Origin of the sequence: Paenibacillus sp. DMB5 (genome assembly GCF_001517085.1) — a bacterium.
In the GTDB taxonomy this organism is placed as follows: domain Bacteria; phylum Bacillota; class Bacilli; order Paenibacillales; family Paenibacillaceae; genus Paenibacillus_AQ.
The window spans coordinates 1-25,255 of sequence record NZ_LRAC01000131.1; the positions used below are offsets into that span (position 1 = coordinate 1).

The 25,255-nt window shown below is 51.0% G+C and carries 23 protein-coding genes; 17 read left to right on the plus strand and 6 right to left on the minus strand.

Features of this window, described 5'->3' with window-relative positions:
* The 11 genes from AWJ19_RS19240 to AWJ19_RS19290 all read left to right on the plus strand — a co-directional run.
* Positions 1 to 230, plus strand: a 230-nt coding sequence (locus tag AWJ19_RS19240; RefSeq protein WP_157890051.1) for a dynamin family protein, incomplete at its 5' end; no start/stop codon positions are given.
* On the plus strand, positions 227 to 1,837 hold the full coding sequence (locus AWJ19_RS19245; RefSeq protein WP_068726208.1) for a dynamin family protein: 1,611 nt from the start codon (positions 227 to 229) through the stop codon (positions 1,835 to 1,837). The genes AWJ19_RS19240 and AWJ19_RS19245, both read left to right, overlap by 4 nt.
* Positions 1,838 to 1,986: 149 nt before the next feature.
* A complete protein-coding gene (gene purT / locus AWJ19_RS19250) occupies positions 1,987 to 3,177 on the plus strand; it encodes a formate-dependent phosphoribosylglycinamide formyltransferase (RefSeq protein ID WP_068726329.1) in 1,191 nt (396 codons plus the stop codon).
* On the plus strand, positions 3,167 to 3,631 hold the full coding sequence (locus AWJ19_RS19255) for a GNAT family N-acetyltransferase (protein WP_090714193.1): 465 nt from the start codon (positions 3,167 to 3,169) through the stop codon (positions 3,629 to 3,631). Before purT ends, AWJ19_RS19255 begins: the two co-directional genes overlap by 11 nt.
* Before the next feature lie 406 nt (positions 3,632 to 4,037).
* On the plus strand, positions 4,038 to 5,687 hold the full coding sequence (locus tag AWJ19_RS19260) for a response regulator (protein WP_068726212.1): 1,650 nt from the start codon (positions 4,038 to 4,040) through the stop codon (positions 5,685 to 5,687).
* Between the two features lie 3 nt (positions 5,688 to 5,690).
* Positions 5,691 to 7,517, plus strand: coding sequence for a sensor histidine kinase (locus tag AWJ19_RS19265; RefSeq protein WP_082708000.1), 1,827 nt, complete (start codon positions 5,691 to 5,693; stop codon positions 7,515 to 7,517).
* A complete protein-coding gene (locus tag AWJ19_RS19270; RefSeq protein ID WP_068726214.1) occupies positions 7,514 to 8,536 on the plus strand; it encodes a substrate-binding domain-containing protein in 1,023 nt (340 codons plus the stop codon). Before AWJ19_RS19265 ends, AWJ19_RS19270 begins: the two co-directional genes overlap by 4 nt.
* A gap of 137 nt (positions 8,537 to 8,673) precedes the next feature.
* On the plus strand, positions 8,674 to 9,759 hold the full coding sequence (locus AWJ19_RS19275) for a galactose ABC transporter substrate-binding protein (RefSeq protein ID WP_128083650.1): 1,086 nt from the start codon (positions 8,674 to 8,676) through the stop codon (positions 9,757 to 9,759).
* A gap of 147 nt (positions 9,760 to 9,906) precedes the next feature.
* Positions 9,907 to 11,418 (plus strand): sugar ABC transporter ATP-binding protein, encoded by a 1,512-nt coding sequence (locus tag AWJ19_RS19280; RefSeq protein WP_068726218.1) that lies wholly within the window; start codon positions 9,907 to 9,909, stop codon positions 11,416 to 11,418.
* A 110-nt stretch (positions 11,419 to 11,528) separates the two neighbouring features.
* Entirely contained in the window at positions 11,529 to 12,536 is a 1,008-nt protein-coding gene (gene mglC, locus AWJ19_RS19285) for a galactose/methyl galactoside ABC transporter permease MglC (RefSeq protein WP_068726219.1), read from the plus strand.
* Between the two features lie 545 nt (positions 12,537 to 13,081).
* Entirely contained in the window at positions 13,082 to 14,065 is a 984-nt protein-coding gene (locus tag AWJ19_RS19290; RefSeq protein WP_241781809.1) for a phosphotransferase, read from the plus strand.
* Positions 14,066 to 14,137: 72 nt separating this feature from the next.
* On the opposite strand, the gene AWJ19_RS19295 is transcribed toward AWJ19_RS19290, so the two are convergent.
* Positions 14,138 to 14,344: a hypothetical protein gene (locus AWJ19_RS19295; protein WP_068726221.1), complete on the minus strand. Its 207-nt coding sequence runs from the start codon at positions 14,342 to 14,344 to the stop codon at positions 14,138 to 14,140.
* Positions 14,345 to 14,459: 115 nt separating this feature from the next.
* Here AWJ19_RS19295 and AWJ19_RS19300 point away from each other — a divergent pair, with 115 nt between their 5' ends.
* Positions 14,460 to 14,960 (plus strand): hypothetical protein, encoded by a 501-nt coding sequence (locus tag AWJ19_RS19300; protein ID WP_068726223.1) that lies wholly within the window; start codon positions 14,460 to 14,462, stop codon positions 14,958 to 14,960.
* 91 nt (positions 14,961 to 15,051) lie between these two features.
* Positions 15,052 to 15,528 (plus strand): YiaA/YiaB family inner membrane protein, encoded by a 477-nt coding sequence (locus tag AWJ19_RS34200; protein WP_039874786.1) that lies wholly within the window; start codon positions 15,052 to 15,054, stop codon positions 15,526 to 15,528.
* 113 nt (positions 15,529 to 15,641) lie between these two features.
* Here the strand turns inward: AWJ19_RS34200 and AWJ19_RS19310 are convergent, their stop codons facing one another.
* The 3 genes from AWJ19_RS19310 to AWJ19_RS34205 all read right to left on the minus strand — a co-directional run bounded on the left by AWJ19_RS19310 (position 15,642) and on the right by AWJ19_RS34205 (position 17,886).
* On the minus strand, positions 15,642 to 16,952 hold the full coding sequence (locus tag AWJ19_RS19310) for an acetylhydrolase (RefSeq protein WP_068726225.1): 1,311 nt from the start codon (positions 16,950 to 16,952) through the stop codon (positions 15,642 to 15,644).
* A 130-nt stretch (positions 16,953 to 17,082) separates the two neighbouring features.
* Complete coding sequence (locus AWJ19_RS19315) at positions 17,083 to 17,523, minus strand: DUF3021 family protein (protein WP_068726227.1); 441 nt, start codon at positions 17,521 to 17,523, stop codon at positions 17,083 to 17,085.
* 12 nt (positions 17,524 to 17,535) lie between these two features.
* Positions 17,536 to 17,886 carry a LytTR family DNA-binding domain-containing protein gene (locus tag AWJ19_RS34205; protein WP_082708006.1) on the minus strand — a complete coding sequence of 117 codons (351 nt, stop codon included), beginning with the start codon at positions 17,884 to 17,886 and terminating at the stop codon, positions 17,536 to 17,538.
* A gap of 185 nt (positions 17,887 to 18,071) precedes the next feature.
* On the opposite strand from AWJ19_RS34205, the gene AWJ19_RS19325 reads away from it, so the two are divergent.
* The 3 genes from AWJ19_RS19325 (at position 18,072) to AWJ19_RS19335 (ending at position 22,146) form a co-directional block, all read left to right on the plus strand.
* Entirely contained in the window at positions 18,072 to 19,328 is a 1,257-nt protein-coding gene (locus AWJ19_RS19325; RefSeq protein ID WP_068726231.1) for an ATP-binding protein, read from the plus strand.
* Between the two features lie 104 nt (positions 19,329 to 19,432).
* Complete coding sequence (locus tag AWJ19_RS19330) at positions 19,433 to 20,179, plus strand: ABC transporter ATP-binding protein (protein WP_068726233.1); 747 nt, start codon at positions 19,433 to 19,435, stop codon at positions 20,177 to 20,179.
* Positions 20,176 to 22,146, plus strand: a complete 1,971-nt coding sequence (locus AWJ19_RS19335) for an ABC transporter permease (RefSeq protein WP_068726234.1) — start codon at positions 20,176 to 20,178, stop codon at positions 22,144 to 22,146. Before AWJ19_RS19330 ends, AWJ19_RS19335 begins: the two co-directional genes overlap by 4 nt.
* Positions 22,147 to 22,174: 28 nt before the next feature.
* Here AWJ19_RS19335 and AWJ19_RS19340 read toward each other — a convergent pair whose 3' ends face one another.
* On the minus strand, positions 22,175 to 23,185 hold the full coding sequence (locus AWJ19_RS19340) for a sensor histidine kinase (RefSeq protein ID WP_068726236.1): 1,011 nt from the start codon (positions 23,183 to 23,185) through the stop codon (positions 22,175 to 22,177).
* Positions 23,182 to 23,853, minus strand: a complete 672-nt coding sequence (locus AWJ19_RS19345; RefSeq protein ID WP_068726239.1) for a response regulator transcription factor — start codon at positions 23,851 to 23,853, stop codon at positions 23,182 to 23,184. The genes AWJ19_RS19340 and AWJ19_RS19345 overlap by 4 nt, the downstream gene beginning before the upstream one ends.
* A gap of 142 nt (positions 23,854 to 23,995) precedes the next feature.
* Between AWJ19_RS19345 and AWJ19_RS19350 the strand changes: the two genes are divergently transcribed.
* Complete coding sequence (locus AWJ19_RS19350) at positions 23,996 to 25,135, plus strand: 5-methyltetrahydropteroyltriglutamate--homocysteine S-methyltransferase (RefSeq protein WP_068726241.1); 1,140 nt, start codon at positions 23,996 to 23,998, stop codon at positions 25,133 to 25,135.
* Positions 25,136 to 25,255: the final 120 nt, after the last annotated feature.

A 25,255-nucleotide genomic window follows, 5' to 3' on the forward strand; every position in this document is an offset into this window, starting at 1 on the left:
CGGCGATGGCTTCGGCGGCGCGCAGCCTGGCGGCGCGGGCCCAGACCATCGCCGCCGGCCGATTTACGCTGGCGCTGTTCGGAGCGTTCAGCGCCGGCAAGTCCTCCTTCGCCAACGCCCTGCTGGGCGAAGACGTGCTGCCGGTGTCTCCGCATCCCGCCACAGCCGCCGTCGGCGCATTCTTGCGCCGGAGGGTGAATACCGACACGGGGATGCCCTCATTACAATGAAGTCGCAGCAGGAATTCTGGGACGATATTGTCCATTCGTTTAATGTGCTGCAGCTGCCGGTGCCGCAGCGGGAGACCTGGATCTCCGTCGCAGCCAATCTGCAGGCTGGCGGCCTGCACCCGTCGGCGCTGCCGCATATCGGCTTTCTGCGGGCTGCAGCGGCAGGCTGGCAGAAGGCAGAAGCGCTGCTCGGTATAGTGCGGACGGTGGATCTGCAGGAATACCGCAGTCTGGTCGCAGACGAGACACAGGCCTGCTTCATTCAGGAGACGGATCTGTACTATGACTGCCCGCTTACCGCAAGCGGCATCGTGCTGGTCGATACACCGGGGGCAGATTCCCTGCATGCCCGCCATACCGGGGTAACCTTCAGCTATATGAAGAATGCAGATGCCATCTGCTTCGTGACTTATTACAATCACGCCTTCTCCAAGGCGGACCGGGGGCTGCTGGCCCAGCTTGGCAGAATTAAAGACAGCTTCGCCCTGGATAAAATGTTCTTTATCATTAATGCCTCTGACCTGGCCGGAAGTGAGGAAGAGCTGGAGGAGGTCAAGGCGCATGTGGCCGGCAACCTGCGTGCTGGCGGCCTGACCAAGCCGCGGATTTATGCCTTATCCAGCCTGCTGGCTCTAGAAGGCAAAACAGGACTCGACCGTAACCGGTATGAAGCATCCCGCTTCCGCAGCTTTGAGGACGCGCTGGCCCGGTTCGCCGGCGGGGAGCTGCCGCAGCTGTCGCTGCACGCCGCCAGGGACAGCATAGCTTCGGTGCGGCAGCAGGCCGAGGAATGGCGGGAGCTGGCAGCTGCCGAGGCAGGCAGACGGGAAGCAGGGCTGCAGGAGCTGCAGGCCCGTAAAGAAGCAGCCGGCAGGCGGCTTGCCCTGCTGGCGGCGGAAGAACGGCCGGCCAGTGATCTGCGGCGCGAAGGTGCAGAGCTGATCTATGATGTCGGCCAGCGGATTAGCTTCGCGCTGGGACGGTTCTTTCAGGAATCCTTTCATCCTTCCCTGCTGCGTGAGGATGCGCGTAATTTGAAGGAGATCTTTACTGCCTGCGGGCGGGAGCTGGAACGTACACTGCAGCGGGAGCTGGAGCAGGAGCTATGGGCCACGACCTTGCGGCTGGAGGCAGCCGGGAGGCGGCTTGCCGGCCAGGCTGCCCAGGCAGCGGCAGAAGAACTGGCTTTATCCGGCCGGGAGCTGCTGGAGAACGGGCAGGAGCACTGGGCTGGGCCGGAGAAGCTGGAGACCCGGCTGAGCCCGCTGGACTGGCCGGCCTTCTGGAGCCGATTCAAATCGCCGCGCCATTTCTTCGAAGGCACAGGCCGTTCAGAGCTGCGTGCGGAAGCGGAGCCGCTGCTCAAAGAGGCTGTCACCAAGGCGGCTGAAGCGGAACAGAAGCTGCTGCTGGACTTCTATGCCGATGCCCTGAACACGGCATTAGGCCGTGCTGCATCCAGGCTGCAGGAAGCTTTGCAGGAACGGGAGGAAGCGATGTCAGAACTGCTGAGAGGAGGTGATTCGGCGGAGCACTGGAGTGGTATTGCCGCACAGCTGCAACGGCTGGAACAGTCTTTCGGAGAACTTCTCAACAACGATCTGTGAAGTTTGTAGGAAAATGTCGAAGAACACTTGCAAATTAACCGCTGATGGAAGAAAATAAAGAAGCCTGGAAATTTACAATGAAACTGCTGTCCGTTTACAGAAACCTTGAAAATCAGCAGTTAAATTTGCGAAAGAGGTTGGAATCGACAATGTGGGGAGCTCCTTTTTCAGCCCAAAGCCGTAAGCTGCTGCTCCTGGGCAGCGGAGAATTGGGTAAAGAAGTCATTATCGAAGCTCAGCGCCTTGGCGTAGAGACCGTAGCAGTAGACCGTTATCCGGATGCCCCTGCGATGGGCGTTGCTCATCGTTCTTATGTCATTGATATGCTCGACGCAGAGGCACTCCAAGCATTGATCCGTAAGGAGAAGCCCGACCTTATTGTGCCGGAGATTGAAGCGATTGCCACACATGCACTGCTGGAGCTGGAGGCGGAAGGCTTTAATGTCGTCCCTACAGCCCGTGCAGCCCGGCTGACGATGGACCGTGAAGGCATCCGCCGGCTGGCAGCAGAGGAGCTTGGCCTGCCGACCGCACCGTACCGGTTCGCAGACAGTCTGGAAGAGCTGCGCGCAGCGCTTGAAGAGCTTGGCACACCTTGTGTGATTAAGCCGATCATGAGCTCGTCCGGCAAAGGGCAGAGCATTTGCAGACAGCCTGAGGATGCCGAGAGCAGCTGGAATATTGCACTTGAAGGCGCCCGTGCTAAAGGGACACGAGTCATCGTCGAAGGGTTCGTTACGTTTGAGAGTGAAATTACCCTGCTGACGGTCCGGACGGTAAGCGGCACTGTATTCTGCCCGCCGATCGGTCATATCCAGAAGGACGGGGATTATGTTGAATCCTGGCAGCCGCATCAGATGAGCCCTGATCAGCTGGCAGAGGCACAGTCCATTGCCCGTGCAGTTACCGATCAGCTTGGCGGACTGGGGATTTTTGGAGTTGAGCTGTTTCTTACGGAGCAGGGGGTATTGTTCAGCGAAGTATCACCAAGACCGCATGATACCGGCATGGTTACAATGATTACACAGGATTTATCGGAATTTGCTCTGCATGTCAGAGCCATTCTTGGATTTCCGCTGGACTCGGTGACGTTAATGACACCGGGGGCATCGGCTACCCTGAAGGCGGAGGCTGAAGGACAAGCCTTCACAATCTCCGGCATCGGTGAGGCGCTGGCACTGCCGCGCACACAGGTAAGGGTATTCGGCAAACCTGAAATCCGTCCTGGTCGGCGGATGGCAGTAGCCTTAAGTGCGGCGGAAGATGTGAATATCGCGCGGACGGCAGCTAATAGGGCGGCGTCTATGCTAAAAGTGGAGGTATATGAGGATGAACAGTAGTACTCAGGAGCAGGTACTGCAAATTCGCAAATGGGGTGCAAGTGATCTGGAGAGAGTTACAGCCCTTTTGCGTGAATTCGGCTATCCGACAACGCTTAGCGTGATGAAAGAGAGAATGGAAGGCATGGAGCATGATCCGTTCCATTGCACAATGGTTGCTGAGCTGGACAATGAGGTTGTGGGAATGATTGATCTTCATCAGGTTAAATCCTATTATAAGCAGGCAGACTGCATTACGGAAATTACCGCGCTGATCGTATCAGAGGAGCTCAGAGGACATGGTCTTGGCAAAAGACTGGTCGCTGCAGCTGAAGAATGGGCCCGCCAGAAAGGCTGCTGCCAGCTGTTCCTGAGAAGCGGCAACCGTGTAGAGCGCGCACCGGCGCACGCTTTTTACCGTCATATCGGATTTGAGAAAAGCGCAGGCTACCGCTTCAGCAAAGCCCTGCTGTAAATCTTATACGTGCAATCATCCCCATCCCGGAGCTAACGGGATGGTTTTTTTTGTTCCATTATCAAAGAACGTTCAGACTTTATCCGGAAGCCGGCATTAGCCGTTACATTGCCCTTAAGTTCACATAGTCCAGTTGTATTATGTACTGTCTTTTTTACGTTCTTTCAGCATCGCCCTGATAAATTGCCGCCCCCGCGAAAAATTCTTCATGTTGACCCTTGCCAAACGGGCAGACTAATATTATAGTGAAATGCCCGCCAGTTTTGCAGACTTATTTGTTATAAACAAAAACAGAGGGAAGTGAAACAGCCGGGGCATTTTTTTACCCTTAGAGAGATCCGGACAGCCCTGGACTCATTTCCGCTATTTCATAGAAATATATTATTAATTCAAAGAGGGATGAAGCATGTATAAACTGATTCTTGCCGAAGACGAAGAAGATGTGCGGGAAGGAATAATTGCCCAGATTGACTGGGCGCAATACGGCTTTGAAGTGGTGGACCAGGCGGAGAACGGGCGGGAAGCGGCAGACGCCATTGACCGGCTGCTGCCGGATGTAGTTGTAACAGATATCCAGATGCCGTTCATGAACGGCCTGCAGCTGGCCGAATGGATTCGCAGCCGCCATCCTAATACAAAGATCATCATCCTGACCGGTTATGATGAGTTTGAGTACGCCCAGAAGGCAATTAAGCTGCAGATTGATGAGTACATTTTGAAACCGTTCTCATCACAGGAGCTGATTGATGTACTTCTTAAGGTAAGGGCTGCTATTGAAGCAGAGATCGCGGAGAAGGAGAATGTGTATGTACTGACCGAGCATTACCGCAAGAGCCTGCCGGTGCTCCGGGAGCAGTTCCTCTCCTCGCTGGTGTCCCGCCGTCTGCCGCTGAAGGAGATCAGTGACAAAAGCATGGAATACAGCATAGACCTTGCCGGCAGGCAATTTCAGGCTTCGGTTATCAGCATTGACTATATTCATACCGGAGAAGATCAGGGGACTGGGGTAAGCAGACATGTGTCGCTACGCGATACGGGCGATCATAACCTGCAGCTGTTTGCCATTCTGAATATTGCCGAGGAGATATGCCAGAAGCATGAATTCGGCAAAGTATTTATTCACCGTGATGATGTCGTGCTGCTGTCTGTCAGTCAAGCGGCAGAAGAAGCGGAGATTACCGGCAATACGTTGACGGTTCTTGAAGAGATCCGCCAGAATGTGCAGCGCTTTCTCAAGCTGACGGTGACTGCCGGGGCCGGAACGGTCTGCCAGTCGGCAGGCATGCTGTTCAATTCCTTTGCTGATGCAATGCAGGCACTGGATTACAGGCTCATTCTTGGAAACAATAGAGTGATCTGGATCGAGGATGTCGAGTCCAGGTCCAATCAGCTGCTGGCGTTTGATGAACTGACCCAGCAGTCCCTGATCCGTACGATCAAACTGGGAACGGTGCAGGAGTTGAAGGAAGTTGTGGACGAACTGTTCGGCGGGCTGGATACTGCGCATGTGTCCACACAGGATTATCAGATTTTTCTGCTGGAGATTATAACATCTATCCTTCGTGTAGCCAAAGAGTCGGGCACGGAAGCTGCGGATTTCATCGGTTCCGGCATTTCCACGCTGTCCGAAATCAATAAATTCAATAATATGGGTGAAGCGAAGCAGTGGATTATCAGTATCTGCACCAGGCTGATGGACACGATCGCCTCTGAACGCCAGTCCAGCTATAAACAGCTGATTGATCAGGCCAAGGAGTATATCCGCAGCCACTATGAGGAGTCCGACATCTCCATCGGGCGGGTCTGCCAGCATCTGCATATCAGCACAGGTTATTTCAGCAGTATTTTTAAAAAAGAGATGAAGATGACCTTTGTCAGCTATCTGCTGCAGATCCGCCTGGAAGCGGCCAAGGAGCTGCTCCGTTCCACAGAGCTGAAGGCGTTTGAAATAGCGGAAAAGATCGGCTTCTCCGATCCGAATTATTTCAGCTTCTGTTTCCGCAAAAAATACGGGCAGTCGCCCAAAGAGTATAAGAACAGCTCCCGGGGAGGATAAGTGATGAACAAAAGCAAGGGGGATTTCTTCCCGCTGCGTCCGCAGTCCGGCCAGCGCGGCCGGATGCGCCTCTCTGCCAAGCTGCGGAGCATCCAGCTGATTATTACCCTTTCCTTTACGGCAGTGGCTGTTCTTGTAGCAGTCATTGTCGCTTTTATGCTGTACAACAAATTTGCCAAGACGGCGGAGGAGAACGCCAACCTGAATATGCAGCAGATTATTGAACAGGTTAATTACAACCTGGAGCTGTATGTAAAGGGAATGAGCAATATTTTTGATACGGCGGAGAAGCAGATTACATCAAGTGCATCCATAGACTCGCCGCTGCTCTATGAACGGATGGATACCTTGATGAGCAGCCGCGAGGACCTGGTTTCTGTAGCCGTTTTTACCCCTCAGGGGCAGTATGTCGTCGGTACACCGGGTCAAAGCATGCGGCTTAATACACAGCTGCATAGCCAGAGCTGGTTCACCAGCGCCCTGAAAACGCCGGACATTTCATACTCCGCACCGCATATCCAGAATTTGTTCAAGGGAAAATATACCTGGGTCGTGTCCATCAGCAAAATGATCCAGTACAAGCAGGACGGGGAACTGAAGTCAGGCATTCTGCTGATTGATTTTAACTTCCGGACCATTGATCAGCTCAGCCGCCAGGTCAAGCTGGGCAAGCGCGGATATGCTTATATCCTGGACCCGCTGGGGAATATCGTCTACCATCCGCAGCAGCAGCTGATATACGCCGGCCTGAAGTATGAGAATGTGGAGCCGGTGCTTGAGTATGCTTACCGGAGCTACCTCGATGAATCAACCGGGGAAAAGCGGTTTATTACCGTCCGGACAGTGAAAGAGACGGGCTGGAAAATCGTCGGCGTCGCCTATTACGATGAGATTGTAACGACAAAACGCGACCTGAACCAGTTCCTGATCTGGTTTCTGGCCGCGGTTATCCTGTGTGTTATCGCGGTTTCCGTCTTCCTCTCCTGGCTGATTGCCAGCCCTATCCGCAAGCTGGAGCGGACGGTTAAGCAGGTTGGTGACGGGGATCTTAATACGCCGATCAATGTGAGCGGCGCATATGAGGTAGAGCAGCTGTCCAGGCGGTTCAACCTGATGCTGCAGCGGATCCGCCAGCTGATGGACCAGATCATCTACGAGCAGGAGACGAAGCGCAAGGGTGAGCTGGAGGTGCTGCAGTCGCAGATTAACCCTCATTTTCTGTACAATACGCTGAATTCTGTCGTCCGTCTGGCTGAACGCGGCAAAAATGATGAGGTCATCACAATGATCCAGTCGCTATCGAAGTTCTTCCGGATCAGTCTCAGTAAAGGAAACAACATCATTACCGTTCAGGAGGAGCTCGATCATATCCGCCATTATCTGGTGATTCAGAGCTTCCGGTTCAAAAATAAATTCCGGTTCGAAATCAGGGCGCAGGAGGAAGTACTGCCGCTTCAGACGATTAAGCTGATTCTGCAGCCAATTGTAGAGAACGCGCTGTACCACGGCATTGAAATGTCGCCCGATGAGGGGCTGGTGCTGATTACTGCGGAGCTGCAGGATGATCTTATTATTATCAAAATCAGCGATAACGGGATCGGCATGTCCAGAGAGACGCTGAATACGATCCTGAGCGGCGGCGCAAAAAGCGGCAGCGGCTCAGGTGTCGGGGTACGCAATGTCAACGAAAGAATCGGACTCTATTACGGCCGCGAATTCGGGCTTGCTTTTGAAAGTGAGCTGGAAGAGGGGACAACGGTAACGATTGTTTTTCCGGCGGTTAGCAGCAGTGCAAAACCAGAGAGTATAGAGGGGGAGGAGCCTGTATGAAGATCATACGACTAATGCTGACGCTGCTGATGTGCGGGCTTGTCTGGGTGTCGGTTACCTCCTGCTTTAATACGTCGCCTGTCTACATCAATACTAAGAACACACGTAACATCCATATGATCGTTAAGATGAACAAGGGGGATTACTGGAATACGGTCAAGCTCGGTGCAGAAGCGGCTGCCAAGGAGTTCAATGTCAATCTTACGTTCAAAGCGCCGGAATCTGAGAGCATGATTGATGAGCAGGTGGCCATGGTAGAGGATTCGATCAGCAAGCACGCAGATGCTATTATACTGGCGGCCAGCAGCTATATGGGGCTCGCTCAGGTGGTCGATCAGGCGGCTTATTCCAAAATCCCGGTTATTTCGGTTGATGCCGAGGTCGGCTCTGCAAAGGTACGGTCCTATGTCGGCTCCAACGGCTATGAGGCCGGCCAGAAATCTGCCGAGCGTCTGATTAACTTGCTGAACGGGACCGGGGAAATCGGCATTCTTAACTTTACCAGCGCCCCCCTGAACGGGGAGCATGAGAGCAGCTCAATTGATTACGGCGCCCGGGATGCCGATGAACGGGAAAAGGGTTTTCTGAACTACGCCGCCCGTTATCCCAACATTCATGTGGTGCAGATTTCATATACCACCTCGAGTACCGCCGAAGCTGAGGAATTGACCCGGCAGATGCTGAAGAACCATCCGGCGCTGCGGGGAATCGCGACACTGAACGAGACGGCCTCGCAGGGAGCAGGCAAGGTGATTCAGAGCATGGGACTTGATAATATTATCAGAATGGTCGCTTTTGACAGCTCTCCATCCATGCTGGAGCTGCTGCAGAACGGCACCGTTCAGGCGACTGTCATCCAGAATCCGTTCAGCAACGGCTATCTGGCAGTGAAATATGCGGTGGAAGCGGTGCAGGGGATGGACGTGCCGGAGCGTGTGGATACCGGGACTAAGCTGATTGATCTGGACAATATGCTGTATCCGGAGAACCAGAAGCTGCTGTTTCCATTCGTAAAATAGGATTTTTATGATATTAGAATTTTTATAAAAGACAGTAGTATTTTATATTCGCAACCGTTTTCATGTGGGGCATAATAAGGATGTGCCTGAGACACGGACACACTAATAAAGAAACATCACCAGGAGGTCATTAAATTATGAAAAAACTCACTTCCGTTTTACTTGCTAGTGCATTACTGGGTGCAGCTCTGGCAGGCTGCGGCGGCAATAACAACAACTCTGCTAATACAGCTGCAACAAATGCTCCGGCCGGCAACGCGGCAGCGGACACAGCGAATTCCGGCAGCGGCGAAACGCCTAAAGTCGGTGTAGCGATTTACAAATTTGATGATACCTTCATGACTGGCGTTCGTAACGCAATCGATGCAGCAGCTAAAGGCATTGCAACTGTAGACATCGTAGACAGCCAAAACTCGCAGCCAACCCAGAACGACAAGGTTGACCTGTTCGTTACCAAAAAATATGACGGCATGCTGATCAACCCGGTTGACCGCACGGCTGCCGGCGTGATCATTGACAAAGCTAAAGCGGCTGACATTCCGGTAGTCTTCCTGAACCGCGAACCGCTTCCGGAAGATATGAAGAAATGGGATAAAGTCTACTATGTAGGTGCAAAAGCAGAAGAGTCCGGCACCATGTCCGGCCAGCTGATCGTTGACTACTGGAAGGCAAATCCTGAAGCTGACAAAAACGGCGACGGCGTGCTCCAATACGTAATGCTCAAAGGCGAACCGGGACACCAGGATGCCGAGCTGCGCACGACTTACTCCATCCAGGCTATCGAAGATGCCGGCATCAAGGTTGAAAAGCTGGCTGAAGATACAGCAATGTGGGATCGCGTAAAAGGTCAGGAAAAAATGGCTGCCTTCCTTGGTTCCCACGGCGACAAGATCGAAGCAGTTCTGGCTAACAATGATGACATGGCACTGGGCGCAATTGAAGCTCTGAAAGCGCAAGGCTACTTCACTGGCGACAAATACATGCCGGTAGTAGGTGTTGACGCTACAGCACCAGCTGTTCAGGCTCTGCAGGACGGAACCATGCTCGGAACCGTACTGAACGATGCGAACAACCAGGGTAAGGCGGCAATCACGGTTGCAGCACTGCTGGCTAAAGGTGAAACTCCGACTAAAGACAACGTTGGCTTTGATATCACTGACAACCAATATGTATGGATCTCCTACAAAAAGATTACCAAAGACAACGTAGCTGACGTTCAATAAGAGCTCCTGGCATAAACGGAACAGGCAGAGAAAAATGATAACCGGGGAGCGGGTCCGCCCGCTCCCCGGATTCCTTAAGGGTAGGGAACAGGATAGAACCGCTGTGCCTCTCATGGAAAAAGAAAAAAGCGTAGGGGGCGTAACAACATGGCTAATGCTGAGTTTTTGCTGGAAATGAACAATATTACGAAAGAATTCCCCGGCGTTAAGGCGCTGGATGGAGTTAGCCTCAAGGTTAGACCGGGTTCGGTTCATGCACTCATGGGCGAAAACGGGGCAGGAAAGTCCACACTGATGAAATGTCTCTTTGGAATTTATTCACCGGACGCCGGTGAGATCTTTCTGGATGGCGAAAAAGCCAATATTACCAACTCCAATGATGCCCTCGGGCACGGGATTTCAATGATTCACCAGGAGCTTCATCCGGTACCGTTCCGGAGCGTGATGGAGAACATCTGGCTGGGACGTTTTCCGACCAAGGGAATCGGGCCGATTCAATTCATTGACCACAAAAAAATGTATGCGGATACGGAAAGTCTGTTCAAGGATCTGGACATTGATCTGAATCCCGAAACCTTGGTAGGCAAGCTGTCTGTATCCAAAATCCAATCCATTGAAATCGCGAAGGCCGTTTCTTTTCATTCCCGCGTTATCGTAATGGATGAGCCGACCTCTTCCCTGACAAGCGTGGAAGTAGAGCATTTGTTCCGGATTATCCGGGACCTGCAAAAAAGAGGCGTAGCTATTATCTATATATCCCACAAGATGGAAGAAATTCTTGAAATCTCTGATGAAGTAACCATTATGCGTGACGGTAAAAAGATCGGTACCTGGCCATCTGCTGAACTTACAACGGACCTGATTATCTCCCGGATGGTTGGACGCGACCTGACGAACCGCTTCCCGGAACGCAGCAATGTACCTGGTGAGGTCTACCTGAAGGTGGAAGGGCTGACTTCCCCGGAGCCAAGATCATTCAAGGATGTCTCGTTCACGCTCCGGCGTGGTGAGATTCTCGGTGTAGGCGGACTTGTAGGTGCACAGCGTACAGAGGTTATTGAAGCCCTGTTCGGGCTCAGAGCCATCCAGTCCGGCAGCATCTCCATCGACGGGAAAAAGGTCAACATCAATTCACCGCAGGATGCCAAAAAGCATGGCTTGGCCCTGCTGACGGAAGAACGCCGAGTAACCGGTATTTTCCCTGTGCTGTCTGTCCATGAGAACGGGGCGATTGCCAATCTGGACCGTTACCAGAAGCCATATCTCCTGCTTGACGGCAAGAAGAAAAAAGTCGAAGTCGACCGGATGATCGAGAAACTCCGCACGAAGACACCAACCACCAAGGTACAGATTATGAACCTTTCGGGCGGTAACCAGCAGAAGGTGCTGCTGGCCAGATGGCTGCTGACCGAGCCCGAAATTCTGCTGCTCGATGAGCCCACCCGTGGGATTGATGTCGGAGCCAAATTTGAAATTTATTCAATCATTGCCGACCTTGCGAAGCAGGGGAAGAGCATCATTATGATCTCCTCCGAAATGCCTGAGCTGCTGGGCATGTCAGACCGTGTAATGGTCATGTCCGAAGGACGGCTTACAGGAATACTAGAAGGCGACCAGGCTACGGAAACCGAAGTTATGCGTCTCGCCGCACAGCACTAGGATAGGAGCAGTACTAACAGCAGCGAAGTCGGATATGCTTCCTGTACAGCTGGTTCAGCTCACATTAGAATCGCTTAACTTCGCGTAACACTTAAGGAGGAACACTACTCATGGACGTAAAAAAAGCACAATCCTTTATCACCCAGAATGCGATCTATATCGTACTGGTCATTCTAATCCTGGGGATTATCGTATACGAACCAAGCTTTATGTCGGTTAACACCCTGCGTGACGTGCTGATTCAATCTTCGACCCGTGTCATTATTGCTCTCGGGGTTGCCTTTATCCTGATTACTGCGGGTACCGACTTGTCGGCAGGTCGCGTAGTCGGCTTCACCGCTGTTATCTCGGCATCGATGCTGCAAATTCCGGATTATTCCCGCCGGTTCTTCCCGGATCTGCCGCAGGTGCATGTACTGCTTCCTATCGCAATCGCAATCCTGGCCGGTCTTATCTGCGGTCTGGTCAACGGTCTTGTCGTTTCCAAGCTGAATGTACCGCCGTTCATTGCCACACTGGGTACGATGCTGATCGTATACGGCGTAAACTCCCTGTATTTCGATATGGACCCGAACCAGTCACAGCCAATCGGCGGACTGCGTGAGGACTTCACCAAGATTGGCTCCGGCTTTATCGGTAGCGGCCAGTATTCCATACCTTACATCGTCATTATAGCGATAGTCGTCGCCGCCATTGTCTGGGTGCTGTTCAACAAAACCAAGCTCGGCAAAAACATGTACGCCATCGGCGGCAACATGCAGGCTGCCAAGGTTTCCGGTATCAACGTATCCAAGAACCTGATCTACATCTACGCGATCGCAGGCGCCCTGTACGGTCTGGCTGGTGTTCTCGAAGCAGCAAGAACAGGCGGCGCTACCAATAACTACGGTAACATGTACGAGCTTGACGCCATCGCAGCCTGCGTAGTCGGCGGCGTATCCACTACAGGCGGTATCGGTACGGTTCCGGGTGTACTCGTCGGGGTTATCATCTTCACCCTCATTAACTACGGTCTGACCTTCATCGGCATCAGCCCTTATTATCAATTGATCATCAAAGGTCTTATTATCATCGCTGCGGTATCGTTTGATATGCGGAAGTATTCATCGAAGAAATAATGCTTTGCTCGGTGATTGGGCGTAACTCCGGGAAAGCTTTGGGCTCCAGCTTCTCCAGCTCCAAACCTTCCCTCCGTTCCTCCCATCACCTCGCCAAGGTGGGGAAAGGCAGCAAAAAGCGTTTGCTAGCACTGCATAGCAAACGCTTTTTTTGTGTTTCGATTGCTTCGCTCCGAAACAAAACTCCCCAAAAAACAAAAAGCCAAAAAGCCAAAAGCTAAAAAGTTAAACGGGTAGGAGAAGAGCATACGAAGTGGACGCGAAGGGGTTGTGAAGGACAGGGCATGCGAAAGACAGGCGAAAGGCCAGAAAAGGATACACGTTGACAAGGGGGGCGACTATGTTCTCTGAGCCATTTCCTGCAGCCAAGCAGCAACAAAAAAAAGCAGCCGCTCGACTTTAATCGATGGGCTGCTGCGTATGGCTATTTTTACAAAGACCTTATTCAACATCATAGCAGAACGGAAAGAAACAGTCTATATTTTTTCCAGGGATTATTATACAGTGAGGTGGCCGGCAATACAGATGATCAGGAGTGTTGTTCAATGAATGTTAACGTCAGCTGCCACCTCGACCCCCTTGCGCTGCAGGAATATATCGGCCAGGTTTTTGGAAGCTCCTACGTAGTTTCAGGTGTGTCCAGAATGCATGGCGGTGCCCAAAAGGTAGTCTATAAAGTAGACTGCACGAACGGCTTCAGCAGTGTGCTTTATGTGTGGGATCTGTCCATGAATTTTTTCCAGCAGGAAATCGAACAAAATACGATCAATGCAGGTTCTTACGGCAGCGGCCTGTTTGCATCCAGCAACAGGTTTTTGAAGGAACATTCCATCCGCACGCCGGCGCTTTACGACCTGAATAATGACAGAACGGACTATACGTTTGATTACGCGCTGGTTGAGTATATAGACGGGCAAAAAGCTGAAGCCTATTTCAGCCATCCTGATCCGGAGGTTAAGGAGCATGTTTTGCAGCAGGTAGGGACTCTAGTTACTGCAATGCATAACATTAAGAGAAATACCTTCGGGGCACCTGAGCAGCATCGCAACGTACGTAAAACAGGCCAATGTCATCTGATGCTGCAGGATAATGCGAAGCTGCAGTTAGCTTACGCTGTGCAGTATATCGACCTCATTAACACTAATAAAGAAAAGCTGCTGGATAAACTGGATGAGCTTGCAGCCAGGATTGGGCCAAGGACAGAATACGGGCTGATCCATGATGAACTCGGCCCCGACCATCTGCTGGTAAATGAGAGGCTGGAGCCTTATCTGATTGACATTGAGGGCGTGCGTTTTTTTGATATCGAGCATGAGCACAGCTTTCTGGAATTCAGATTCGGAGAGTATTACCGCTATTTGCAGAACGATTCTCTTGATCCTGACAGAATGCGGTTTTACCGGTTCCATCATCATATCGCCTTAATCTCGGCCGGGCTGAAGCTGCTGCACCGCGGATATCCGGACCAGCAATTTTCAAGGAATCTGTCGAGGTATCATACAGAGCTGGCCATGCGGTATATTGAGTGATCAGGCAGCGCATACGGCAGCAGTTGTATCAGAATACAGCGGATCTTCCGGCGAACGGAAATCAATAGGTATCTAGTAATCGTTGACGGCGGCATTTGCGATAAAATAATACGCTGACCGTTTGGCGGCATCCAGATACTCCTGCTTTAGGGTATACCGGTAAGAAAGCGCCATGCCATAGACGGCACAGTACTGGCTGCGGGTCCAGTCCTGGGCCGTCTCATACCCTTGCCCGCCCGGATTATCCAGGTACTCACCGGTTTCCGTATCAATTTCCACCTATCGGATAAAATGGCAGCTGTTATATCGGCAATATGCACAAAGTGGTTGGCAGCGGAGACAACTCCGGGATTTTCAAACGTGTAAAGAATAATGCAATAGGAGCGTGGCGATAATGGCCGATATTTTTAATAACATAGAAGTGGTGCTGGGGCAGAGTCTTTTTTGTAAAGTTGAACATCACATTATCGTTATAGACGGCATTCCTCTCGATGCATTACTACATAATCACTACCCCTCGCGCAATCTTGCAGGGTTAATTCCGGTGATGCCGGACTGGCTGGATGATCCGGGGGAAAGAGCGTTTATTTTATCAAGGTACAATTGCAATAGTAATGAGTTTGTAATGCCGGTACTGATGTGCCCGGATGATTGTGATTTGAGTTGTACGGTGGTGGTTGCACATGTAGTGCGGACGGGAATCAGGGTGGCCTGGAAAAAGCTTGGTATCAATATGAACAGCAGGGTGGATCTGTTGTTAGGCTATGACCATATAGGAACTACTGTGGACTGGCTGGATAAAATTCCGGAATTAACTTTTACAGAGCCCGACTATACCTCGCAATTCAGCAAAATATATCGGTTAAACGGATGCGGCTCAGATAAGCGTGAGTAAAGTAAATTATGGTAGAATTTTACCGAACTTTCAGGGTATAGTGGAGGAGGAATAGTGCATTCCATATTGCAGTGGGGGGAGAAATCAGCAGATGAATCAAACGTACCGCAAGCGTAACACGACTGCCTTCACCTTGGCCTCTTATTTTGCCTTGGCAGCAGGCCTGTTCTTATTCTGCCTGGGTGTCTACAATGACAATTGGGAGCTGAATGTGAAGGGGTATTATATTCTGTGCATGGTGCTGATTACGATCAGTTGTATCGTCATGCAGAAGGTCGTCCGGGACAATACGGAAGATAGAGAAATCCGCCTGGAAAATCCGAAGCACCGGATGAGAAATACAGCGGCTTTCACAGGGATGGCCATAGCCGGGCTGGTTATCGGTTACGGCATGTTCTTTATTGGCCTGTACAACGCTCCGTTTCAGTTAAATGTAAAAGGGTACTACATCGCTGTTATCCTGCTAATTTCGTATAGTGCGATCGGCGTACAGAAGGTGACCCGGGACAACGCAGAAGATAAAGATATTCTGGCCGAGCTGGAATCCAAAAGGGATTATCAGGGCTAGCAAGAGCATTTAAACAAGACAAGAAAGGTCCATCCTTGGATGGGCCTTTGTGAATTTATATATTTGAAATAACGCCTTATATGAGAGAGCTTATAGTACAGTTAAATCTGTAGCTAGTATGTCGCTTGCGGAGAGAACCCGCCAATTCCCTTCAACGTATAATCAAAAAACTGCAGCACCAGCTGATTCATGCTCTCGATGCAGTAGTATTTATCAATGTCCGCTTTTCCGCCCTGCAGCAGGTAGGCAAGGAAGGGAGAGTACAGCGGCAGATCGGTCAGGCTCAAATGCTTGGCGCCTTTGAAATGAACATTGTACACTTCAGCGAAAATTTGTCCGGCTGTCTGATTAGCAGCATACGCAGAGTTCTTCCCGAGTTGCCTCCAGACATCGTCGGAGTAAATATTAAGTAGCGGGATATTATAGGCTTCATTAGCCGCGGTAAAATCATCAGCCTCTCCGTCATAACGAAGCTCGCTGAACAGCGGGGCGTCCAGATTGATGACGGCACCGATGTCATCGCGCTGACGCCCAAGCCAGACACTGGCTGCGCCGCCCATCGAGTGGCCGAACACTCCGATTTTAGCCGGATCAATTAGCCTGTAAACAGCAGGGCCGTTGCCTTTAGTAGCTATCTCCATAACCGAATCTATCACCAAATTCATATCATCGGTTCGCAGCTTCATCCACTTCTGAATAATCCTGTAAAGCTCCTCTGCCGTATAGATTCCGTCTTTGTTAGTATTATTGAATTCCCGAAAATAATCCGGGCTGATCATCGTCAGCTTTCTATCCTCGGATTCCGTATAAAAAGAATGATAGGGGTGGCCGATGGAAGCAACGACATAGCCATGGCTGGCAAGTTCGGTAAACGTAGAGGTATTGCTTGAGCTGATTCCGTAAGCCCCATGGGAAAAGACCAGCAGCGGATAAGTCCCTTCAGTCTGCTCCGGATACCAAAATTCCACATTTACATGTCTGTGCTCACCGGTATCCGTAAACTCCTCAATTCGGCTCTTGTCCGTGTAGGTATACACAGCTGTTGCAACAGGATATTCACCGGTAACCTCAGGCAATCGATATTGCGGAAAAAGCAGCACAGGTGCAAAAGCCAACGTAAGTACAATGAGCATCAGGATTGCTTTTGCCACAAGGGCTGAGCGCTTGAACACACGGGGATCTGCTTTGGGCTGCCGGATGAGCGGCAACATGCCTGTCACAGCCAAAAGAAACAGCATACCTGCGCAAAAAATCCAGCTGTAGCTCCATTCAATCCCAGGCAACAGAGTGAGTATTACAAACACGATAAACACAGTTACTCTAACCAGGCTCTTTACTTTTCTATGCCGCTGCTTCGTAACCAGACAATATACAGCCAAAGCAATCTCAACAATAAGCACAACTGTGAACAATACGAATTCCATCTTTTGTTTGTCCCCTTCCGGTGTTTATCATAATGATGGCTTCATCTTATGAAACTGCCGGAGGGAAGTATATAGAAAACGAATAAGCTGTAGCTACAGGCTAATAAGCTGCAAAAACAACCTTAATATCCTATCCGTCCTGCCGGTCATCCATCTTCAGCTGACGGAGTTTTTCGTTAATCTGCTCCGCTTCTTTTTTATCCTCCTGCCAGGATAACAGCCGGACGATCCCGTAGACTGCGGCAATCTGCACAGCGAAAATGGCTGTAGGCAGGAAGCCTCTCACCGTCCCGGTCACAAACGCCAGGGCGATCAGAATCACCTCAAGAGCGGCAAAATGAAGGATCACCCTTGTCCGCATATTCCGCTCGCTCACCCCGTCAGGAGTGTACAGGATAATCCCCGTTAGTGTGCCGACCAGTGAGAAGCCCATTATGATATAAATGGTAAGCAGATCAAAGGCCTCGTCAGGATCAAAGATGGATCTTAACACAGTAATAATGATGATAATGGATGCGAAAATAATCAAAAAGTCCCGCAGCAGCTCTTTTACAATTTGCAGTGGCTTCATCCCGTTCCCCCCTTATAAACCCAGCATGTTTTTGAGTACAGGCACGTACTGTCTGGAGATCACAACATGTTCCCCGTTATCCAGCACTGCTTCGAACCGGCCGCTGAACGCCGGACGAACCATAGAAATTTTGGCTATGTTCAGCACGGTAGATTTGGATGCGCGAAAACAGCTCAACCTGCTGCACAAGGCCTCCAGCTCGTAGAGCTTTTGCTTGACTTCATACACGCTGCTCCTGCAGTAAATGAACACCTTTCCGTCAACGGCTTCAAAATAATAAATGTCCCTGAGCTTGATCCGGTGGACGCGTTCATTCTGGTAACCAAGCAGTACGAGACTGTCGGTCTGAAGCCTATGTACCATACCCCATATTTCCTCATCTTCCTCATGGCACCGGATGATGATCTCTTCTTCCTGTTCTCTGGGAATTAACACATTCTTTAAACAGAAGTCTATAATTTCCAGCAATTACTCTAGGAAATGTCCGTTCTTTTCTTATAATAGAGAAATAAAGAACGCTTGAGCACATCTGAGAGGACGTTAAATCTTTGTTTGAAACCTTACTGTTGAATTTTCTGTTTATTCTGTTTCCGGTGTTGATTGTTGTAATATTTTTTGAAAATAGAGCCAACCGTTACAATAACAAAATCCTGGTGTTTATGTCTGCAGTCACGATGATCCTGTGCATTGCCAAGCCGATTAAGCTGGAGATGGGCTTTATTTATGATTTGCGCTATGTGCCGTTTATTCTTGTGGCGTTGTTCGGCGGGTACAGGAACGTGCTTCCGCTATATTTGATTCTAAATGTATACCGGTTGTATATCGGCGGGGCGGGTATTATTCCGTCCTTCCTGTTTTCCACAGCGGTGCTGCTCATCGTGCCGTTTTTAAGCAAATGGTTTATCCGGCAGAGTGCCAACCGGCGGATTGTGTCGGCAACCTTTATAGCGGCGCTGACGATGGGCATCTATCTGATTATCCTCGGGGTGATGAAAGGAACGCTGGACAGGCAGTTCTGGACCCTGACATTCTATGCCTTGACGACACATGTTGGAGTAATGAGCATTATTATGATTCTGATCGAGCAGATCATTACCAATATCCGAAACCGTGACCGGATTCTCCAGTCGGAGCGCCTGAATGTTGTCAGTGAGCTGGCGGCCAGTGTATCACATGAAATCAGGAATCCGCTTACGGTGACGAGCGGCTTCCTGCAGCTGCTCAACAAATCCGGGAATATTACGCCCGAGGAGAAAGGCTATGTGGAGCTGTCCCTGCAGGAGCTGAACCGGGCGGAGAAGATTGTCAGTGATTATCTTTCTTTTGCCAAGCCGCAATCCGGTAATATGGTGTTCTCCAATATGCTGACAGAAGCAGAGTATACCAAGAATATCATCATGCCCTTTGCCTCCATACACAAGGTTGATGTACAGTTCCATTTCAGCAATACACTGAATACCAGCTATGACAAAAATCAGATTCAGCAGTGCCTGATCAACCTTTACAAAAATGGCATAGAAGCTATGAAAGAGAAGGAAGGCGGGGCGCTGACCATTCAGATCTCAGAGAATAAGCAGAATATTATTATTAGCATCCGGGACACCGGGGTTGGCATGACCAAAGAGGAAATATCACGGCTCGGCAAGCCGTATTACTCCACCAAGGAGGAAGGAACCGGCCTGGGAATGCTTATGGTATACAGCACTGTGGACAAGCTCAAAGGGGATATAGAGGTTCAGAGTGAAAAGGGCAGGGGAACCACCTTCCTGATTACGATTCCCGCCGGTGGCCCTTCTCCGGACTAATGACCCCTAAAGTGACAGAAACGTCACTTTGCCCGCTGCTGCTTCGATGGCTGCCGCTGAAGATTGTGGCTATATTGAGTAGTAGAAAGGGGAGGAGATTAAGAATGGGAGCTGTAATTGAAACAAGAAACGTGTCCAAAAGCTACGGCCCGGCCGCCGTGCTCAAGAATATCGACCTGGTCATAGAAGCCGGGGAGCTGACCGCGGTGATGGGCCCGTCGGGGTCAGGGAAGTCAACGCTGATGAATGTGCTGTCCACGATTGACCAGTTCTCCGGCGGTGAGGTGTGGCTTGAAGGGAAGTCCCTACTGGATATGAATAAAAGAGCGCTGCGGGAGTTCAGACAGGAGCGGATGGGTTTTATTTTTCAGGACTATAACCTGCTTGACGCCTTAACCGTTAAAGAAAATATTCTGCTGCCGCTATCCCTGCGCAAATTTACAGCCCGGGAGATGGAGGAACGGCTGCTGCCGGTTGTGCAGGCACTGAATATTGAAGGCATTCTGGACAAGTATCCGAATGAAATCTCCGGCGGGCAGAAGCAGCGGGCGGCATCGGCCAGGGCAATCATTACTAATCCGGCAATTGTTTTTGCCGATGAGCCTACAGGTGCGCTGGATTCAAGATCAGCCACGCAATTGCTGGAGCAGCTGGCCGGGCTGAATGAACGGTTTAATACGACACTGCTGATGGTGACTCATGATATTTATGCGGCGAGCTACTGCAGGAGAGTCATTTTTTTGCGTGACGGGATGATTGTGAATGAGCTGTATGCCGGGGACCAGCCGCAAAAGGTGTTTTATGACCGCATTCTGGAAACGCAGAGCCTTATGGGAGGCAAAGCGCGATGAGTCTCTTTGATCTGACGGTCCGCAATGTCAAACGCAACTTCCGGCTGTACTCCATTTATCTGTTTTCCATGATTATCGGGGTAATCATTCAGTTTACGTTCTCCTCCCTGATGTATAACGGGGATATTATGAACGCGCTGCAGAACCGTGACAATTTCCGGATGGGCGTGGCGATTGCTTCTGTGGTTGTGTTTGTCTTTATTATTTTTTTCATCCTGTATGCGAATTCGTTTTTTATGAGGCAGCGTAAAAAAGAGTTCGGCATGTACCTGCTCTACGGGCTAAGCGAACGCCAGATCACGCTGATGGTATTCTATGAAACCCTGATTCTGAGTGCGATTTCCCTGGTAACCGGGGTGCTGCTCGGCGGTATACTGTCCAAGCTGTTCGGGATGCTGCTGCTGAGGCTGATGCAGTATGAGCAGGTGATCTCGCTGTCCTTTCCGCTCCAGTCCATTCTGTCGACCGCCGGACTGTTCCTGCTGCTGGCGGTAATTATCAGTGTGCAGAGCTACATTATGGTGAACCGGGTGCAGCTTATGGAGCTGTTCCATGCCAAGCAGAAGTCAGAGCGGCCTGTGCGGGTCTCCGCTGTGCTGGCGCTGCTCTCCGTGCTGCTGCTGGTCGGCTCGTTTGCTGTGATCAGCAGCGGTAAAGGATCGGTCTTCTGGCAGGAGTATGCCTCATGGAGCCTGATCGGGGTAACGGTTGGTATTATCGGGGGAACGTATCTGTTTTTCCGGCAGTTTGCGGGCTGGCTGCTGCAACGCCTCAGCCGCAGCCGCAAATATCATGAAGGCAATACGGTGCTGTGGACCTCGTCGCTGCGTTTCCAGATCAGGGGCAACACCTTGAATCTGACTTTTATCTCCCTGTTCAGCGCAGCGATTATGATGCTGATGTGCTTCATGACCATTAATTATAAAGTGCAGTTTGATGCTGTAGGCCGGAATCTGCCGAATGATATTGCCTACCAGTCGCTGGACCAGCAGACCAACACGATAATCGACGGGATAATTAGAGATTCGGAGCATGAGATCCTTTTCCACTTTACACATGAGGGGCTGGAAGTTTCTCCTGTAACGGATATGCACGCCATCGTGGAGAATCCGGAATATTATACTCCCGATGTGCTGCTTGTGCCGGAGCATTCTTACAATGAGCTGATTACACAGCGCGGCGACGGGGAACAGGTGGAGCTGCAGGGGAATGAAGCAGTGGGGCTAGCCCAGGGGTCTGATTTTCCAAGGGTATATGAACCTGGGGAGATGCCGGACTTTACAGTCCGGGGACCTGCGCAGACCGTCTTCAAGCTGGCTGCAATCAAGGATTACGCCTATTTGGGCTGGGCTTCGGACCCGGTGCGCTCCATGCTGTACAAGCCGGCCGTGCTGGTGATATCCGATGAGGCTTACAGCCGGCTGGCTGCTGAAGGGACAGCAGTCCGGAAGTCTTATGAAATCTACGGACTCAGCAATGCCCGGAATGCAGAGGCGCTCTCACGGGAAATTCACGATATGGTTACGCAGACGCCTGGCGCCTACTATTCATCGTTTGCCGATGTTTATTCGAAGCAGATCGAGAGCTCCTCACTGATGCTGTTTTCCAGCGGCTTTCTGGCGCTGATCGCCATTTTTGCCCTGGCCAGCATTATTTATTTCAAGCAACTGCGTGAAGCGACGGATGAACGGCTGCAATACTCCATTCTGCGCAAAATCGGTATAGACAGCCGCCAGATCAAAAGTGTGATCCGCAAGCAGCTGGTATTCGTATTCCTGCCCCCGCTTGTGCTGGGTGTAACCTATAGCTGGTTCATCATTAAATATTACATTCTCGATTCCGTTGCCGGCTATTCCGGCCTTACAGGCATGACCTGGGGTATTATGGGGGTGTACTTCCTGATCTATCTGCTGCTGTATTTGTCGTCTACGAATTTGTATTACAAGATAGTAAGCGAGAATCCTTAACCTATGCAATATACAACGCAAGCGGCCCTTAGAGCCCTTGCGTTTTTTTGTTGTTTTGCTGAACAATGCCCGGAAAAGGATCATGATTCTTCGGGAAGTGCACAGTGAATTCGCTGAAGCTTCCGGCGGCGGATTCGCAGGTAATGTAGTGGCCAAGCTTTTTGGACAGCTCCTGGGCCAGATATAAGCCCATGCCGGTAGATTTTACAAAGGTCCTTCCGTTGGTCCCGGTAAAACCCCGCTCGAAGATCCGCGGCAGATCCCTGCGGTCAATCCCGACGCCACTGTCACGGATGACAAGCAGCTTTTCCTGCGGGGTAACCCGGCTTGTAATGGAGATGAGCCCCTGAGCCGGAGTGTACTTCAGGCTGTTCGAGACAAGCTGGTTGAGAATAAACAGCAGCCATTTCGAATCACTCTGCACAGTTGTATCATCCACCTCCAGACGGACGGTGATTTTTTTCGAGATGAAGGTTTTGGAATGGTGCTTTACGGCTTCTTTAGCCAGCTGCCTCAGATTGCAGTTCACGATCTCGTAATCTTTGTTGAAGCTGTCCAGTCTGGCGTGGTATAAGGCCTGATCCACATAGTGTTCGATGCGTGATAACTCCTCCTCCAGGCTGGCCGGGCTGATCTCGGTCTGCTGCATCAGGCGCAGGACAGCGATCGGTGTTTTGATCTCATGGAACCAGGAGACGATGAAGTCATAGGTTTCTTTTTGCTTATCCTGAATCTGGTTGAGAGACCGGATATGGCTGATCCGCTGCAGGCGCAGCGCCTCACGGCATGCCTCCGCTTCGAGGGACAGCGGCCCGGTGTCCTCATCGTCCATCCGCCGGATTGCCTGAACCATTCCCAAATAACGGTGCAGGAGAAAGCCGGCCATCATCAGCAGAATAAGCATTAAGGCATACAGGAAGTTCTCCCGGTCCCATGTGTTGTGCGGCCCGATGCTGAAAACTGCGGCGGTCAGCAGGAAGCAAGCCCCGCAGAGAAGCAGATACGGGCGTTCATATTTTAAAAAGCGCAAAAATCTCATTCGATAATATACCCCATTCCTTTGCGGGTTGCGATAAAATCTTCTGGGCCGAGCAGGGCGATTTTGCGGCGCAGGCGGTTGACGTTCACAGTTAAGGTATTGTCGTCCACGAACTGGTCATCATTCCAGAGCACCTGCATCAGCTCATCCCTGGAGACTATTTTTCCGGTGCTGCGCATGAGGGTCTGCAAAATAATAAACTCGTTCCTCGAAAGCTCGGCCGTCCCGTCACCGTACCGGATAGAGGAGGCCGCCAGGTTAAAAATCAGCTGACGGTGGACAAGCTGCAGATTGTCGTCCTGGTAAGTATAATTGCGCCGCAGCATCGCACTGATTTTGGCAACCAGCATACTCAGGTCAAACGGCTTCTGGATATAATCATCCGCCCCCATGTTAATGGCCATAATGACATCCATATTTTGCGTGCGCGAGGACAGAAAGATTACCGGTACTTTGGAGACGGAGCGGATCTGCTGGCACCAGTAAAAGCCGTCATACAGCGGCAGATTCACATCCAGCAGCACCAGATGAGGCTCGGCATCTCTGAATTCCTCCAAAATCTGCTCATATTGCGTAACTTCCGTGACCTCGTATTTCCATTTGCGCAGCGTATCTGCGACGATTTGTCTGATTTTGACGTCATCTTCTATAATCATGATCCGAAACACAAGGATTCCTCCAGGCTTATGGGAAATAAAAATACTGTTATAGTTATTAATTATAACGGATGATAGATCATTAGTAGAACAGTACTGCTGAGCAGATATGCTATAGTAGCTGTACTAATTGAACTGATGAGGAGATTAACCGATGAGCACTCAGACTGAAGCCTTGAAACGTACCGTAACTCCATTCCGATATGATATTGTAGGCAGCTTCCTGCGTCCCGCCGCTTTGAAGGAGGCCCGGTTAAAATACAAAAACGGTGAGATTACCGCCGCCCGGCTGAAGGAAGTTGAAGACACCGAAATCGTCAAGCTCGTAGCGAAGCAAAAGGAAGTCGGCCTCCAGGCCGTAACTGACGGCGAATTCCGCCGCTCCTGGTGGCATCTTGATTTCTTTTGGGGCTTTGACGGAGTCGAGCAGACCATTATTGACCAGGGCTATCAGTTCAACGGAGCCCAGTCGAGACCGGAAACCGCCCGCCTGAGCGGCAAAATCAGTTACAGCAGTCATCCATTTGTTGCCCACTATACCTTCCTTAAAGGGATTGCCGGCGATGACGTAGTTGCCCGCCAATCCGTTCCGGCGGCTGCCCAGTTCCTGTTCGAGCTGGACCGTGCGGAAAATAAGGAAAGCACAAACGCGCTGTACCCGAACCGCGAAGAGCTGCTGGCTGATACTGTTAAAGCTTACAAAGGTGCAGTACTTGATCTGTACAATGCAGGCTGCCGCAGCATCCAGTTCGACGATTGCACCTGGGGCGCGCTATGCGACGAGCAGTTCGTGGCTATCATGGAACAAATCGGCGTAAATGTGGCTGACTATGCGAACGAGCTGGCCCAGGTGAATGCTGCCGTTGTAGCCGGCCTGCCGGAAGATCTTATTGTAACGACCCATGTATGCCGCGGCAACTATGTATCGACTTATGCCGGTGTAGGCGGAGGCTATGAGCCGATCGTGCAGACACTTCTCGGCATCGACAATTACTCCGGTTACTACCTGGAGTTCGATACCGACCGTGCCGGAGACTTCAAGCCGCTGCGCTTCCTGAAAGAGAACCAGCAGGTAGTGCTGGGCTTGTTCTCCTCCAAGTTCGGCGAGCTTGAGAACAAGGAAGATATTCTGAAGCGGATTGAGGAAGCCAAGCAGTATGTCGACCTGAACCGGATCTGCCTGAGCCCGCAATGCGGCTTCGCTTCCACCGAAGAAGGCAACCACCTGACCGAAGAGCAGCAGTGGAGCAAACTCGCCTACATCAAGGAAATTGCGGATGACATCTGGAAGTAACATAAGCGTCTTGATTAAGCTACGGAATATTCCGTACGGCTTAGGTGTGTTTGGGGGAGCCGAAACAGCGCTATTTCCGCATACCGTAATAAGCGTACAACGGGGAACCCGTTGCGGGGG

Excerpts from the sequence above, each read along its gene's own strand:
- AWJ19_RS19350 (WP_068726241.1), top strand. The coding sequence starts at position 23,996 with ATGAGCACTCAGACTGAAGCCTTGAAACGTACCGTAACTCCATTCCGA.
- mglC (WP_068726219.1), top strand. The coding sequence starts at position 11,529 with ATGGACGTAAAAAAAGCACAATCCTTTATCACCCAGAATGCGATCTAT.
- AWJ19_RS19270 (WP_068726214.1), top strand. The coding sequence starts at position 7,514 with ATGAAGATCATACGACTAATGCTGACGCTGCTGATGTGCGGGCTTGTC.
- AWJ19_RS19265 (WP_082708000.1), top strand. The coding sequence starts at position 5,691 with ATGAACAAAAGCAAGGGGGATTTCTTCCCGCTGCGTCCGCAGTCCGGC.
- AWJ19_RS19275 (WP_128083650.1), top strand. The coding sequence starts at position 8,674 with ATGAAAAAACTCACTTCCGTTTTACTTGCTAGTGCATTACTGGGTGCA.
- AWJ19_RS19340 (WP_068726236.1), bottom strand. The coding sequence starts at position 23,185 with ATGAGATTTTTGCGCTTTTTAAAATATGAACGCCCGTATCTGCTTCTC.
- AWJ19_RS19315 (WP_068726227.1), bottom strand. The coding sequence starts at position 17,523 with ATGAAGCCACTGCAAATTGTAAAAGAGCTGCTGCGGGACTTTTTGATT.
- AWJ19_RS34205 (WP_082708006.1), bottom strand. The coding sequence starts at position 17,886 with ATGGTACATAGGCTTCAGACCGACAGTCTCGTACTGCTTGGTTACCAG.
- AWJ19_RS34200 (WP_039874786.1), top strand. The coding sequence starts at position 15,052 with ATGAATCAAACGTACCGCAAGCGTAACACGACTGCCTTCACCTTGGCC.
- AWJ19_RS19280 (WP_068726218.1), top strand. The coding sequence starts at position 9,907 with ATGGCTAATGCTGAGTTTTTGCTGGAAATGAACAATATTACGAAAGAA.
- AWJ19_RS19300 (WP_068726223.1), top strand. The coding sequence starts at position 14,460 with ATGGCCGATATTTTTAATAACATAGAAGTGGTGCTGGGGCAGAGTCTT.
- AWJ19_RS19255 (WP_090714193.1), top strand. The coding sequence starts at position 3,167 with ATGAACAGTAGTACTCAGGAGCAGGTACTGCAAATTCGCAAATGGGGT.
- AWJ19_RS19310 (WP_068726225.1), bottom strand. The coding sequence starts at position 16,952 with ATGGAATTCGTATTGTTCACAGTTGTGCTTATTGTTGAGATTGCTTTG.
- AWJ19_RS19330 (WP_068726233.1), top strand. The coding sequence starts at position 19,433 with ATGGGAGCTGTAATTGAAACAAGAAACGTGTCCAAAAGCTACGGCCCG.
- AWJ19_RS19335 (WP_068726234.1), top strand. The coding sequence starts at position 20,176 with ATGAGTCTCTTTGATCTGACGGTCCGCAATGTCAAACGCAACTTCCGG.
- AWJ19_RS19260 (WP_068726212.1), top strand. The coding sequence starts at position 4,038 with ATGTATAAACTGATTCTTGCCGAAGACGAAGAAGATGTGCGGGAAGGA.
- purT (WP_068726329.1), top strand. The coding sequence starts at position 1,987 with ATGTGGGGAGCTCCTTTTTCAGCCCAAAGCCGTAAGCTGCTGCTCCTG.
- AWJ19_RS19290 (WP_241781809.1), top strand. The coding sequence starts at position 13,082 with ATGAATGTTAACGTCAGCTGCCACCTCGACCCCCTTGCGCTGCAGGAA.
- AWJ19_RS19245 (WP_068726208.1), top strand. The coding sequence starts at position 227 with ATGAAGTCGCAGCAGGAATTCTGGGACGATATTGTCCATTCGTTTAAT.